This window comes from Pseudomonas sp. HMSC076A11, assembly GCF_001810205.1.
GTDB classification, from domain to species: domain Bacteria; phylum Pseudomonadota; class Gammaproteobacteria; order Pseudomonadales; family Pseudomonadaceae; genus Pseudomonas; species Pseudomonas aeruginosa.
Genome location: NZ_KV800261.1, coordinates 45,409 through 58,355, shown reverse-complemented (window position 1 = coordinate 58,355; position 12,947 = coordinate 45,409). Strand labels below are relative to the sequence as shown.

General features: G+C 68.4%; 11 protein-coding genes. 6 read left to right on the top strand and 5 right to left on the bottom strand.

Going from position 1 to position 12,947, the window contains the following annotated elements; all coding sequences use genetic code 11:
• Positions 1-88: 88 nt before the first annotated feature.
• On the bottom strand, positions 89-1,435 hold the full coding sequence (locus HMPREF2716_RS01445) for a 4-hydroxybenzoate transporter PcaK (protein WP_023518268.1): 1,347 nt from the start codon (positions 1,433-1,435) through the stop codon (positions 89-91).
• A gap of 305 nt (positions 1,436-1,740) precedes the next feature.
• On the opposite strand from HMPREF2716_RS01445, the gene HMPREF2716_RS01440 reads away from it, so the two are divergent.
• From HMPREF2716_RS01440 to HMPREF2716_RS01425, 4 genes are all read left to right on the top strand, one after another.
• Positions 1,741-2,520: an IclR family transcriptional regulator gene (locus HMPREF2716_RS01440; RefSeq protein ID WP_003101874.1), complete on the top strand. Its 780-nt coding sequence runs from the start codon at positions 1,741-1,743 to the stop codon at positions 2,518-2,520.
• Between the two features lie 242 nt (positions 2,521-2,762).
• A complete protein-coding gene (locus HMPREF2716_RS01435) occupies positions 2,763-3,806 on the top strand; it encodes a Gfo/Idh/MocA family protein (protein ID WP_003121655.1) in 1,044 nt (347 codons plus the stop codon).
• 22 nt (positions 3,807-3,828) lie between these two features.
• Positions 3,829-4,644: a sugar phosphate isomerase/epimerase family protein gene (locus HMPREF2716_RS01430; protein ID WP_003101868.1), complete on the top strand. Its 816-nt coding sequence runs from the start codon at positions 3,829-3,831 to the stop codon at positions 4,642-4,644.
• A 149-nt stretch (positions 4,645-4,793) separates the two neighbouring features.
• A complete protein-coding gene (locus HMPREF2716_RS01425) occupies positions 4,794-5,672 on the top strand; it encodes a DMT family transporter (protein WP_003101866.1) in 879 nt (292 codons plus the stop codon).
• Between the two features lie 25 nt (positions 5,673-5,697).
• Here the strand turns inward: HMPREF2716_RS01425 and HMPREF2716_RS01420 are convergent, their stop codons facing one another.
• Together HMPREF2716_RS01420 and HMPREF2716_RS01415 are read right to left on the bottom strand one after the other, a co-directional pair.
• The gene (locus HMPREF2716_RS01420) at positions 5,698-6,948 is read right to left on the bottom strand and encodes an OprD family porin (protein ID WP_003162033.1); all 1,251 of its coding nucleotides are present in this window, start codon (positions 6,946-6,948) and stop codon (positions 5,698-5,700) included.
• A 65-nt stretch (positions 6,949-7,013) separates the two neighbouring features.
• Complete coding sequence (locus HMPREF2716_RS01415; RefSeq protein ID WP_003121658.1) at positions 7,014-8,336, bottom strand: MFS transporter; 1,323 nt, start codon at positions 8,334-8,336, stop codon at positions 7,014-7,016.
• A 545-nt stretch (positions 8,337-8,881) separates the two neighbouring features.
• Between HMPREF2716_RS01415 and quiC the strand changes: the two genes are divergently transcribed.
• On the top strand, positions 8,882-10,786 hold the full coding sequence (gene quiC / locus HMPREF2716_RS01410; RefSeq protein ID WP_003162034.1) for a 3-dehydroshikimate dehydratase QuiC: 1,905 nt from the start codon (positions 8,882-8,884) through the stop codon (positions 10,784-10,786).
• Positions 10,787-10,878: 92 nt separating this feature from the next.
• Complete coding sequence (locus tag HMPREF2716_RS01405; protein WP_003101858.1) at positions 10,879-11,547, top strand: TetR/AcrR family transcriptional regulator; 669 nt, start codon at positions 10,879-10,881, stop codon at positions 11,545-11,547.
• A 39-nt stretch (positions 11,548-11,586) separates the two neighbouring features.
• On the opposite strand, the gene HMPREF2716_RS01400 is transcribed toward HMPREF2716_RS01405, so the two are convergent.
• Together HMPREF2716_RS01400 and aroQ are read right to left on the bottom strand one after the other, a co-directional pair.
• Positions 11,587-12,441, bottom strand: coding sequence for a shikimate dehydrogenase (locus HMPREF2716_RS01400; protein ID WP_004346798.1), 855 nt, complete (start codon positions 12,439-12,441; stop codon positions 11,587-11,589).
• Positions 12,438-12,884 (bottom strand): type II 3-dehydroquinate dehydratase, encoded by a 447-nt coding sequence (gene aroQ / locus HMPREF2716_RS01395; RefSeq protein ID WP_003111454.1) that lies wholly within the window; start codon positions 12,882-12,884, stop codon positions 12,438-12,440. The genes HMPREF2716_RS01400 and aroQ overlap by 4 nt, the downstream gene beginning before the upstream one ends.
• Between the last annotated feature and the right edge of the window lie 63 nt (positions 12,885-12,947).

The window sequence follows — 12,947 nt, the reverse complement described above, 5'->3', positions numbered from 1 at the left end:
ATAACGCCACCGGCGTTATCCGCCGATACACCGACGCCCGGCGGCGGATAACCGCAAGCGGTTATGCGTCCTACGCGATGGGGCAGTTTCACCCCGCATCCGCGTGACTGACCAACCCCTTCAGCAGCACCGCGGCGGTGGCCAGTGCAGCCGGCAGCACCAGGGCGGTCAGCACCTGTTCGAAGTTCCAGCCCAGGCCCAGCAGGGTGGCGCCGATCCAGGCGCCGAGGATGGCGCCGAAGCGGCCGATACCGAGCATCCAGGAGACCCCCGTGGCCCGCCCCTGGGTCGGATAGAAGCGCGCCGCCAGCGACGGCATCGCCGACTGCGCGCCGTTGATGCACATGCCGGCCAGCAGCACCAGGGTCGCCAGCAGGGTGACCTGGCCGAGGCTCTGGCCGACGCACCAGGCGAACACCCCCGCCAGCAGGTAGAACAGGCCGATCACCTTGTGCGGGTTGAAGCGATCCATCGCCCAGCCCACCGCTACGGCGCTGAGCACCCCGCCGAACTGGAACAGCGCGCCGATGAACGCCGCCTGCTCCAGGCTCGCGCCGCTATCGCGCATCAGGGTCGGCAGCCAGCTGGTGAGCAGGTAGACGATCACCAGGCCCATGAAGTAGGTCAGCCAGAGCAGCAGGGTGCCGGCGCTGTAGGTACCGGAAAAGATCACCGCGAACACGTTGCGGGCCTGCACCGTCTGCTGCTCGGGGACGTGGAAACTCCGTGCCAGCGCCACCTGCGCCGGGGCGATGGGGGCCAGCACCTGGCGTACCCACTCGCTGCCGCGGTTGCGCACCACCAGGTAGCGCGCCGATTCCGGCAGGCGGAACAGCAGGACTACCGCCAGGACCAGCGGTAGCAGGCCGCCGAGCAGCAACAGGCTGTGCCAGCCGAACAGCGGGATCAGCTTCGCCGAGACGAATCCGCCGCAGGCCATGCCCAGGTTGAAGCCACAGAACATGCTGGTCACCAGCAGCGACTTGAGGCGCTCGGGGGTGTATTCGGAAAGCAGGGTGGTGGCGTTGGGCATCGCCGCGCCGAGGCCGAGGCCGGTGAGGAAGCGCAGCGCCAGCAGTTGCTCGACGTTGGTGCTGTAGGCCGAGGCCAGGCTGAACAGGCCGAAGAGGAAGACCGCCGCGACCAATACCAGCTTGCGTCCGTAGCGGTCGGCCAGCGGTCCGGAGCCGAGGGCGCCGAAGACCATGCCGATCAGCGCGGCGCTCATCACCGGCCCGAGGCTGGCGCGGTCGATGCCCCAGTCCTGGGTCAGCGCCGGAGCGATGAAGCCCATCGCGGCGGTGTCGAGGCCATCGAGGAAGACGATCAGGAAGCACAGCAGGACGATCCGCCATTGGTACGGCGAAAGCGGCTGGGCATTGATGAAGGCTTGCACGTCGAGTCGTTCGACGGCGGGCAGGCTGGGGCTGTTCATGGGACGGGTTCCGCGGCGAGAGTGAGGGCGTGGGACGAGGGTCGGACGCGTGGCTCAGGTGCAGGCGGCGGAAGGCAAGGCGTGCTGCGGCATGTCGGGATTCCCCTGTTGTTTTTGTAGCGGAGGCGCTCGGCCTGCCGGGGTGCAGACACATTACGGAGGGCCATGGGGAGTGGCAATCCGATAATCGTTTATCGGTTCGCTGATCGAACGAAACCCTGTGAAATCTCGACCTTCGCCAGGCTGTGAAAATCCGGAACCAGATTCTAGAATCCTGCCTTTCCTCGACTCAGGAACGCCCCTCCATGGCCGGTAGCCTCATCGAACGCGCCCTCGGCTTGCTCGAACTCCTCGCCAGCGATGCCCGTGGCCTGCCCCTGCAACAACTGGCGGACCGCCTGGATATCCCCAAGAGCGCCGCGCACCGCATGCTCGCCGAGCTGATCCGGCTCGGCTACGTGCGCCAGGACGACGACACCAGCCGCTACCGCCTCAGCACCCGCCTGGCCGCGCTGGGCTTCCGCTTCCTCGCTTCCAGCGGGGTGGTCGACCTGGTCCAGCCGGTGCTCGACGGGCTCGCCCGGGAGACCGGCGAACTGGTGCGCCTGGGGGTGATCGAAGGCGATCGCCAGACCTGGATCGCCAAGTCCCAGGGCGCCACCTCCGGGCTACGCTACGACCCCGACATGGGGCGCGAGGCGCCGCTGTTCTACACCGCATCCGGGCACGCCTGGCTGGCCAGCCTGAGCGACAAGGCGGCGCTGGCGCTGGTGGAGCGCCAGGGCGTAGGGGCGGCGCGGGACTTCGGTCCCAACGCGCCGCGCTCCAGGAGCGAGCTGCTGCGCTACCTGAAGCGCGCCCGCGAGCACGGCTATGCCTGGCAGATCGAATGCTCGGCGCCGGGCATGGCGGCGATGGCCGCACTGGTGCGCCACCCCGAGGACGGACGGGCTCTCGGCGTGCTCAGCGTGGCCGGGCCGAGCGCACGCTTCGGCGAGGCGCGCATGCACGAACTGGCGCCCCTGCTCCTGGCCGCGGCGCAGGACCTGTCCCACGCCAGCCAGGCGTCCGAGCTGTTCCGCTGAGCCATCCGGCCCGGCCCCAGTCCTTTCCCGACATCAGCGTTCGAATAGCGAACGCTTTCTTGCCTGTCACGAGCCCGCATGCGGCGGGCCTTTCCGCACTTCCATGGATGCCCCGGCGGTAGTGCCGTCTCGAAGCGCTCTTGCGCGGGGCCAGCCATTCGTTCAAATAATCTCCCTCGCTAAATCTGGAACGACGTTCTGGAATCTTGAAGCGAACAAGAAAACAACGATTGGGGACCGCCTTGGACGCACCGCTTCGCATCGCCCTCATCGGCGCCGGCAATATGGGCCGCCAGCATTACCATCGCTTGCAGCGAATCGCCGGCGCGCGCCTGTGTGCGGTGGCCGATCCCCAGGGCCAGGCGTTCGCCGCGGACGCCGGCGTGCCCTGGTTCGGCGATCATCGGAGGTTGCTGGAAGAAGCCCGGCCGCAAGCGGCGATCGTCGCCAATCCGAACAACCTGCATGTCGCCACCGCCCTCGACTGCCTCGCCGCCGGGGTGCCGCTGCTGCTGGAAAAACCGGTCGGCGTGCAGCTCGACGAAGTGAGCGAGCTGGTCGCCGTCGCCCGGCGATCTGGCGTTCCGCTGCTGGTCGGTCACCATCGTCGGCACAATCCGCTGGTCGTGCGGGCGCGCCAATTGATCGCCGAGGGCGCGCTCGGTCGGTTGCTGTCGGTCACCGCGCTCTGGCAGTTGAAGAAGCCCGACAGTTATTTCGAGGTGGCCTGGCGTCGCGAGCCCGGCGCGGGAATGTTGCTGACCAACCTGATCCATGACCTCGACCTGCTCCGCCACCTGTGCGGGGAAGTGCGGGAGGTGCAGGCGCTGGCCGGCAACGCTATCCGTGGCCTGCCCAACGAAGACAACGTCGCGCTGCTCCTGCGCTTCGCCAATGGCGCCCTGGGCAGCCTGACCGGTTGCGACGCTGCGGCGGCGCCCTGGAGCTGGGAGCTGGCCGCCGGGGAGAACCCGGTCTATCCGCGCCAGGCCGAGCAACCCTGCTACCTGCTGGCCGGCACCGAGGGTGCCCTGAGCCTGCCCCAGCTCCGCCGCTGGCGCTACGCCGAGGCCCGGCAGGGCTGGCACGACCCGCTGGCGGCCAGCGTGGAGGCCGTGGCGGCAGGCGACCCCCTGCAACGCCAGCTAGAGCACTTCGTCCGGGTCGCGCGGGGCGAGGAAGCGCCATTGATGGATGCCACCGACGCCGCTCGCACCCTGGCGCTGGTCGAGGCGGTTCGCGAGGCCGCGCGCAGTGGCCGGGCCTGCGCGCCGGCCAGTTTCTGAACCGCTGACGATGAGGTAGTGCATGGAATCGAGGATTCTTTCCCTGGCGGCGCTCACCGTGCTCGAGCTGTCGCCCCCGGACATGGTCGAGGCTGCCGCCCGCGCCGGCTACAGTCATGTCGGCCTGCGCCTGGTGCCGGCCACCGTGGAAGAGCACCACTATCCGCTGCTGGCCGATGCCGGCCTGCGCCGGCGGACCCTGGCGCGGCTGCGCGACAGCGGAGTGCGCACGCTGGACGTGGAGATCCTGCGCCTGCGTCCGGACACCCGCGTCGGCGAGTTCGCCGCGGTGCTGGAGGTCGGCGCCGAGTTCGGCGCGCGCTATGTGCTGGTGGCCGGCAACGATGACGACGAGCGGCGCAGCGCGGACAATTTCGCCGCGTTGTGCGACCTGGCGCGGCCGCTCGGCCTCGACCCGCACCTGGAGTTCATGCCCTGGACCGGGATCCGCGACCTGCGGCAGGCCGCGCGGGTGGTCGAGGCGGCGGCGCGGGACAACGCCGGCCTGTTGCTGGACGCCTTCCATTTCGACCGCTCGGCCAGCAGCCTGGAAGACCTGCGGGCGATCCCGCCTGCGCGCCTGGGCTACGCGCAACTCTGCGATGTCGTCGGGCCGCGTCCGACGTCGATGGACGAAATCCTTCGCCAGGCCCGCGAGGAACGGCGTTTCCCTGGCGATGGCGGGCTCGATCTGCTGGCGCTGCTGCGCGCCCTGCCGGAGAACCTGCCGCTGAGCCTGGAGGTGCCCGCGCTGGATTTGCTCGCGCGTGGCGTGGATGGCACGGAGCGGGCGCGGCTGGCGATCGAGCGGACCCGGGCGCTGCTCGCCCGCCTGTAGCGCCACCGCGCAGGCAGGTTGCCCGTTTGCATAATGGAACGGGGTTCTATAGTTTCCAAACGTTGAAGCCGATCGTTTCTTTCCTCGATGGCGGGTACCGTCAGAATAAATAGCCTGCTATCGATTTGCCCTGGTGCCCGGACCCTCCGATGAACGCATCCACCTCCCCGCTGCCCGCCAGCGACCAGACCCTGCGCGGCATCCTGCTGATCTGTGCCGCGGTGTTCCTGTTCGCCAGCCACGACGGGTTGTCCAAGTTCCTTTCCGGTTTCTACCCGATCGTCATGGTGGTCTGGGCCCGCTACCTGGTGCACACCCTGTTGATGGTCGCCGTGTTCGTGCCGCGCAACGGCCTCGCGGTGATCCGCAGCCGCCGTCCGCTCATGCAGTTGGCGCGGGCGCTGTGCCTGATCGGCACCAGCCTGTTCTTCACCACCGGCCTGCGCTACCTGCCCTTGGCCGAGGCGACCGCGGTGAACTTCCTGGCGCCGCTGCTGGTGACCGCGTTATCCGTGCCGTTGCTGAAGGAGAAGGTCAGCCTCGGTCAATGGCTGGCGGTGCTCACCGGCTTCATCGGCGTGCTCTTCATCGTGCGTCCCGGTGGCGCGCTGTTCACCCCGGCGGCATTGTTCCCGCTCGGCTCGGCGCTGTGCTTCGGGCTCTACCAGCTGCTCACGCGGATGCTCGCCAACAGCGACAGCCCGACCACCAGCAACTTCCTCGCCGGCATCTTCAATACGCTCATCATGAGCCTGCTGGTGCCGTTCTTCTGGCAGACCCCAAGTCTTCTCCACGGCCTGATGATGATCGCCCTGGGCGGTTGCGGCATGGGCGGCCACCTGCTGCTGACCCAGGCCTTCCGCCATGCGCCGCCGGCGACCCTGGCGCCGTTCAGCTATGGCCAGATCATCTTCGCCGGCCTGCTCGGCCTGCTGGTGTTCGGCCACGTGCCGGACGCCTGGGCGCTGCTCGGCATCCTCGTCATCTGCGCCAGCGGCCTGGTGGTCGCCTGGCGCCGTGGCCGCTGAACGCAACGGGGTCGGCGCGTAGGCTTCACAACAGGCTCAGCGGATAGCTGACGATCAGCCGGTTCTCGTCGAAGCGGGTATTGCTGCCCCAGTCGCGGCGCTGGCTGGAGTTGCGCCAGCGGACGTTGAGACGCTTGAAGGCGCCGCTCTGCAGCGTGTAGCCCAGCTCGCTCTCGCGTCCCCATTCGCTGCCGTCGTCGGTGACTCCGGCCAGGCGCACATGGTCGCCATGCAGGTAGCGGGTCATGAAGGTCAGGCCGGGTAGGCCGAGGCCAACGAAGTCGAAGTCGTAGCGCAGTTGCCAGGAGCGCTCGCCGGGATTGTCGTAGCTGGCGTTGTAGCTGTCGTTGGCCAGGGTTCCGCCGCTGGTGCCGTTGACCCGCATCCAGCCGTCGTCGCCACTGACCTTCTGCAGGCCGAGATAGAGGGTATGCAGCCCGTAGCGCGCGGAGAACAGCGCGGAAACGGTGCGGTTATCGAGCTTGCCGGCGCGCGCGCTGCCAGCGTCGCGGCCACGGAATCCGCCGAGGTTGGCGCCCAGCAGCCAGTCGCCGAGCGGCTGGCTGTGTTGCAGTTGCAGGTACTGTTGGCGGTAGATGTCCTTCAGCTCGGCGTTCCACAGGCCGAGCAGGCTGCGTTCGCCATTGAAGCGATATTCGCCGCCGGCGAAATCGAAGCGGTCGGAGGTGGCGGCTGGCCGGCCGAACAGCGACATGTCCTGCATGCTTGCGTCGTTGCGCGGGCTGTTGCCGCGGAACTGGCCGGCGTAGAGGGTCAGGCCGGCGATCTCGTTGGCGCTGAGCTGGCCGCCGCGGAAGGTCTGCGGCAGCGAGCGGCCATCGTCGGAGCGGAGGATCGGCAGCACCGGCATCCATTCGCCGATCTTCAGTTCGCTGTTCGAGACGCGCAGCTTGCCGGCCACCGCCAGGCGTCCGAAGTCGTCGGCCGGGCGGCCGTCGTCGTGGATCGGCAGCAGTTGGGTGCCGGCCGTTCCCTTGCCGCCATCCAGCTTCAGGCTGTAGAGACCGAGGACATCGAGGCCGAAGCCGACGCTGCCCTGGGTGAAGCCGGAGCGGGCGTCGAGGATGAAGCTCTGCGTCCACTCCTCGGCCTTGCCCTGGCTGGCATCGCCGACGAAGTTGCGGTGCAGGTGGAAATTGCGCGCGGTGAGGCTGGCCTTGGCATCTTCGAGGAAACCTTGCCCGGCATGGACTGGCAGGCCGGCGCCCAGGCAGAGGGAAGCGCAGAGCGCGCGGACGTGGTTCGGGTGCGACATGGGTGTGTCCCTTCGTTCTTGTTCTTTAGGCAGGGAGGTGCCCGGCGAGCGCCGGGCGCTTGGACTCAGGCTTCGATCCGGCGCGGAGCCATGAAGTACAGCCAGGTCAGGGCGATGAAGTACATTGCCGGGATCATGGTGAAGAGCACCGCGTAGTTGTTGTTCGTCGCGGTCAGTACGCCGCCGACGATCTGGGTCATGAACATCCCGCCCAGCGCCGCGCACATGCCGCCGAAGCCGAACACCGTGCTCATCAGGTGCTTGGGCGTGTAGTCCATCACCAGGCTCCAGATGTTCGCCGTCCACGCCTGGTGCGCGCCGACCGCCAGGGCGATGGCCAGCACGGCGATCCACAGGCCGCTGGCGTTGGCGGCGAACACCACGCCGACGATGGTGCAGGCGAACAGCAGCATCGACAGCAGGCGCGCGCGGATCGCCGGCATGCCGCGGCCGATCAGCCAGGACGAAAGGATGCCGCCGCCGACGCTGCCGAAGTCGGCGGTCAACCAGATCAGGATCAGCGGGATGCCCATCTGCGTCACGCTGATGCCCAGGCCGTACTGCTGGTTGAGGAACGGCGGCAGCCAGTAGAGGTAGAACCAGAACACCGGCGCGGTGATCGAGTAGGCCAGGGCGAAGGCCCAGGTGCCGCGGCGGCGGAGAATCTGCGAGAAGGGCACGCGGGTGGCGGGCGGCTCCTGCTGCTGGATGTATTCCAGCTCGCTCTGCTTCACCCGCGGATGCTCCTCGGGGTTGTAGTAGTTGCGCCACCAGAACACCAGCCAGACCAGGCCCAGCGCCGACATGCAGAGGAACGCCGCCTGCCAGCCCCAGACGCCGAGGATCAGCGGCAACAGGGCCGGGGTGACCATCGCGCCGACATTGGTGCCGGCGTTGAAGATGCCGGTGGCCACCGCCCGTTCCCCGGCGGGGAACCACAGGCGGGTGGTCTTCACGCAGGCCGGGTAGTTGGCCGCCTCGGTCAGGCCGAGGATGAAGCGACAGACCATGAAGCCCGCCGCCGAGGTCGCCAGGCCGTGGGCGCCGGTGGCCAGGCTCCAGAGCAACACGGCGAGGAAGAACGCGCGCTTGACCCCGACCTTGTCGATGAAGCGGCCCTGGAGGATGAAGCCGATGGCGTAGCCGACCTGGAACCAGAAGTTGATGTTGGCGTAGTCCATCGCCGTCCAGCTCATCTTCTCGGCCAGGATCGGCTGCATCACGCCGAGGGCGGCGCGATCGATGTAGTTCAGGGTGGTGGCGAAGAACACCAGGGCGAGCATGCCCCAGCGCGTCCGGCCGACGGCGAAGGCGTTGCGGATCCTGCCGCCGCGGGATTCCCGCGGGGCGTCGGCGGCGAGCAGTCGAGAGCTGGAAGAGTGGATCATTGACGGGGCCATCCTTTCGGCGGCCGGTGCCTGGGCGCCCGGCCTGGATTTGTCGTTCTGGGTTGCACGCGGGCGGGCCAGGGGCCGCGCCGGTGTCAGCGGGCCAGGGGCGGTCGGGCCGGACGAGCGGCCAGCGGACGGGATGGAGGGCGGACGGAGAGGTCGGCGATGGACATGAGCGGGTACCCGATTCTTGAAATTGTTATGTCGCGTGGGTTGCGCAGGTGCCCGGAAAGAAGCGCGGAGCGCTTCCGGCAGATCGGGACGGCCTGCACGGGTGGCAGCGATGGTGCGCGATTGGTCGAAAAAGCGTCAATTCGATAATCGTGCTTCCGTTCGATATTCGAACGGAATACTAACCAGTTCGTACATTTTGCGTTGCCCGTCAGTTGGCGCAAACCAATAATCGGCTTGCCGGGCGAGCGGTCTCAGCGACCCGAAGTGGCTTCCCGGCGCATCCCGCGCGGGCTATCCGCGCCTCCGCCGTTCCGCCGCCGGCCCTCGCGCGGCGCCAGGCGCCGTAGGGCGCATTGAGGAGTCGAAGCATGCAGCGTTCGATCGCCACCGTATCCCTGAGCGGCACCCTGCCGGAAAAGCTCGAGGCCATCGCCGCCGCCGGTTTCGACGGGGTGGAAATCTTCGAGAACGACCTGCTTCATTACGACGGCAGCCCGCGCGACGTACGCCGGCTGTGTGCCGACCTGGACCTGGAGATCCTGCTATTCCAGCCGTTCCGCGACTTCGAGGGCTGCCGCCGGGAACGCCTGGAGCGAAACCTGGAGCGCGCCGAACGCAAGTTCGACCTGATGCAGGAACTCGGCACCGACCTGGTGCTGGTGTGCAGCAACGTCGCTGCCGATGCCCTCGGCGAACCGGCGCTGCTGGCCGATGACCTCCGGCAGCTGGCCGAGCGCGCCGCCGTCCGCGGCCTGCGCATCGGCTACGAGGCGCTGGCCTGGGGGCGCCAGGTGAACACCTGGGAGCAGGCCTGGGACCTGGTGCGGCGGGCCGACCAGGCGAACCTCGGGCTGATCCTCGACAGCTTCCACACCCTCTCGCTGGACGGCGATCCCCGCGGCATCGCCGATCTTCCGGGGGAAAAGATCTTCTTCGTGCAGATGGCCGACGCGCCCTTGCTGGCAATGGACGTGCTGGAATGGAGCCGGCACTTCCGCTGCTTCCCGGGTCAGGGCGGCTTCGACCTGGCAGGCTTCCTCGCGCCGGTCGTCGCGTCCGGCTATCGCGGTCCGCTGTCGCTGGAGGTCTTCAACGACGGCTTCCGCGCCGCGCCGACCCGCGCCAACGCCGTCGACGGCCTGCGCTCGCTGCTCTACCTCGAGGAGAAGACCCGCGAGCACCTGCAACGCCAGACGCCGCACGTGGCGGTGGACGAGCTGTTCGCGCCGCCGCCGGCGAGCCTCTGCGACGGCATCGAGTTCCTCGAGTTCGCCGTCGACGAGACGCTCAGCGCGCGCCTTGGCCAGTGGTTGCAGCGACTGGGCTTCGCCAGGGCCGGCGAGCACCGTTCGAAGAATGTCAGCCTGTTGCGCCAGGGCGACATCAACCTGGTACTGAACGCCGAGCCCTATTCCTTCGCCCACGGTTTCTTCGAGGCCCACGGACCGTCCTTGTGCGCCACCGCGCTGCGCGTGCGTGACGCCGGCCAGGCGCTGGAGCGCGCTCGTGCGTACGGAGGCCAGCCGTACCGCGGACTGCTCGGCCCCAACGAGCGGGAAATCCCGGCGGTGCGCGCCCTCGACGGCAGCCTGCTGTATCTGGTCGAGCGGCACACCGAGGGCCGCAGCATCTACGACAGCGACTTCGTGACGAACGACGCCGACACCTCCGGCCTCGGCCTGCGGCGCGTCGACCACGTGGCCCTGGCGCTGCCCGCCGAAGGCCTGGACAGCTGGGTGCTGTTCTACAAGAGCCTGTTCGACTTCGGCGCCGATGACGAGGTGGTGCTGCCCGACCCCTATGGCCTGGTCACCAGTCGCGCCGTGCGTAGCCCCTGCGGCAGCGTGCGCCTGCCGCTGAACATTTCCGAGGACCGCAACACCGCCATCGCCCGTTCGCTGTCCAGCTATCGCGGTTCCGGCGTGCACCACATCGCCTTCGATTGCGCCGACATCTTCGCCGCCGTGGCCCAGGCCAAGGAGGCCGGGGTCGCACTGCTGGAAATCCCGCTGAACTATTACGACGACCTCGCCGCGCGCTTCGACTTCGACGACGAGTTCCTCAGCGAACTGGCCTACTACAACGTCCTCTACGACCGCGACGCCCAGGGCGGCGAGCTGTTCCATGTGTTCACCGAGCCGTTCGAGGAGCGCTTCTTCTTCGAGATCCTCCAGCGCCGCCACGGCTACGCCGGCTACGGCGCGGCCAACGTGCCGGTGCGCCTGGCGGCGATGGCGCAAGCGCGGCGGGGTGTGCGCCGGGTCAAGCTGTGAGAATTGTCGGGGCTCCGGCAGGTGCTCTTCCTACAGCCGGGCGGGCCCCGCATAATCGGCCGCAATTCCCGCCGGCCACGAGTGAGTCACCGATGTCCAAGCCTGATCCCGCCGTCGTGGAGGAATCCGCTCCGCGCGGCAAGGGACGCAAGAACAATCCCGAGAAGACCCGCCAGGACATCCTCCGCGCCGCCATCGACGAGTTCGTCGCCCAGGGCCTCTCGGGTGCGCGGGTGGACGCCATCGCCGAGCGCACGCATACCTCGAAGCGGATGATCTATTACTACTTCGGCAGCAAGGAGCAGCTCTACCAGGCCGTGCTGGAGAAGCTCTACAGCGACATCCGCGGTATCGAGGGCACCCTGCGGCTGGGCGCGCTGCCGCCGGCCAAGGCGATGGAGAAGCTGGTGGAGTTCAGCTTCGACTACCACGACCGGCATGTGGATTTCGTGCGCATCATCAGCATCGAGAACATCCACAAGGGCGAGCACATCGCCAGCAGCGAACTGGTGCAGAGCGTCAACAGCTCGATCGTCCAGAGCATCGCCGAGATTCTCCGCCGCGGCGAAGCGGAAGGGGTGTTCCGCGCCGGGCTGGAGGCGCTCGACGTGCACATGCTGATCAGTTCGTTCTGCTTCTACCGGGTGTCCAATCGCTACACCGTGTCGCGGATCTTTCGCACCGACCTGCACGACGCCGAGGTTCGCCAGCGGCACCGGCGGATGATTGGCGAGGCGGTATTGCGCTACATCCGTGCCTGACTCCGGTCCCCTCTCCCCTTGGCGGGAGAGGGGCGCCATTCAGTCGCCCAGGCTGGCGAAGTGCGCCTGCATGCGCGCGGCGTCGGCCGCCACCCCGCTGAACAGTTCGAATGCCTTCACCGCCTGGAACACCGCCATGGTGCCGCCGTCCAGTGTGCGGCAGCCGAGGGCGCGGGCCTGGCGCAGCAGCTCGGTTTCCAGCGGAAAGTAGATCACCTCGGCGACCCACAGGTCGGCGCGCAACAGTTCCGCCGGCACCGGCATGCCGGGTAGCTTGGCCATGCCCACCGGGGTGGTGTTGACCAATCCCTGGGCGTCGCCCAGGGCGCCGGCCAGGTCGCTGCCGGCGAGCGCTCGTGGCGCGCCGAAGTGCTGGTTGAGGTTGTCCGCGAGGGCCTGGGCCCGCGCCGGGTCGACGTCGAACAGGACCAGCCGCTCGACGCCCTCGGCGAGCAGCGCATGGGCCACTGCCGCGCCGGCGCCGCCCGCGCCCATCTGCACCACGCGCTGGCGCGGCGCGCCGGCCAGGCCGCGCCGAAAGCCCTCGGCGAAGCCCAGGCAGTCGGTGTTGTGGCCGATGCGCCGGCCATCGCGCAGCACCACGGTGTTCACCGCGCCGATGCCGCGTGCCTCGGCGGAGAGGTCGTCGAGCAGGGGGATGATCGCCTGCTTGCAGGGGAAGGTGACGTTCAGCCCGGTGAAGCCGAGGTCGCTGGCGGCGGCGAGCAGGAACTCCAGGTCGTCCGCCGACTTGCCCAGCGGGTCGAGATCGATCAGCCGGTACAGATAGCGGATGCCCTGGGCGTCGCCCTCGCGCTCGTGCAGGGCAGGGGTCCGCGACGCCTGGATGCCGGCACCGATCAGGCCGGCGAGAACCGATCGCGGCGCGCTCATGCGGCCGCCTCGAAACGCTCGGCGAAATGTTCCAGGGCCAGGCGGTAGCCGAGGCTGCCGAATCCGCAGATCACTCCCAGCGCCACCGGCGAGACGTAGGAGTGGTGGCGGAACGCTTCGCGCTGGTGGACGTTGGACAGGTGCACTTCGACCACCGGCAGTTCCACCGCGGCCAGGGCGTCGCGCAGCGCCACCGAGGTGTGGGTCCAGGCGGCGGGGTTGATGACGATGCCGGCGACCCGGCCGCGGGCCTGGTGGATCCAGTCGAGCAGTTGGCCTTCCTGGTTGGTCTGGCGGAAGTCCACGGCGAAGCCGCGCGTCTCGGCGAAGGCCGCGCATTCGTCGGCGATTTCGCCCAGGGTCTGCCGGCCGTAGGTCTGTGGCTCGCGGGTGCCGAGCAGATTCAGGTTGGGGCCGTTCAGGACCAGTACCGTGCGCGTCATGGCGCAGCCTCCACAGCAATGATGTCATCGATGCCGGGAAAATGTACCGAACGGTTACTTTTG

Coding starts and splice junctions, on each gene's coding strand:
- HMPREF2716_RS01415 (WP_003121658.1), bottom strand. CDS start 8,336: ATGATCCACTCTTCCAGCTCTCGACTGCTCGCCGCCGACGCCCCGCGG.
- HMPREF2716_RS01440 (WP_003101874.1), top strand. CDS start 1,741: ATGGCCGGTAGCCTCATCGAACGCGCCCTCGGCTTGCTCGAACTCCTC.
- HMPREF2716_RS01405 (WP_003101858.1), top strand. CDS start 10,879: ATGTCCAAGCCTGATCCCGCCGTCGTGGAGGAATCCGCTCCGCGCGGC.
- HMPREF2716_RS01425 (WP_003101866.1), top strand. CDS start 4,794: ATGAACGCATCCACCTCCCCGCTGCCCGCCAGCGACCAGACCCTGCGC.
- quiC (WP_003162034.1), top strand. CDS start 8,882: ATGCAGCGTTCGATCGCCACCGTATCCCTGAGCGGCACCCTGCCGGAA.
- HMPREF2716_RS01400 (WP_004346798.1), bottom strand. CDS start 12,441: ATGAGCGCGCCGCGATCGGTTCTCGCCGGCCTGATCGGTGCCGGCATC.
- HMPREF2716_RS01420 (WP_003162033.1), bottom strand. CDS start 6,948: ATGTCGCACCCGAACCACGTCCGCGCGCTCTGCGCTTCCCTCTGCCTG.
- aroQ (WP_003111454.1), bottom strand. CDS start 12,884: ATGACGCGCACGGTACTGGTCCTGAACGGCCCCAACCTGAATCTGCTC.
- HMPREF2716_RS01430 (WP_003101868.1), top strand. CDS start 3,829: ATGGAATCGAGGATTCTTTCCCTGGCGGCGCTCACCGTGCTCGAGCTG.
- HMPREF2716_RS01445 (WP_023518268.1), bottom strand. CDS start 1,435: ATGAACAGCCCCAGCCTGCCCGCCGTCGAACGACTCGACGTGCAAGCC.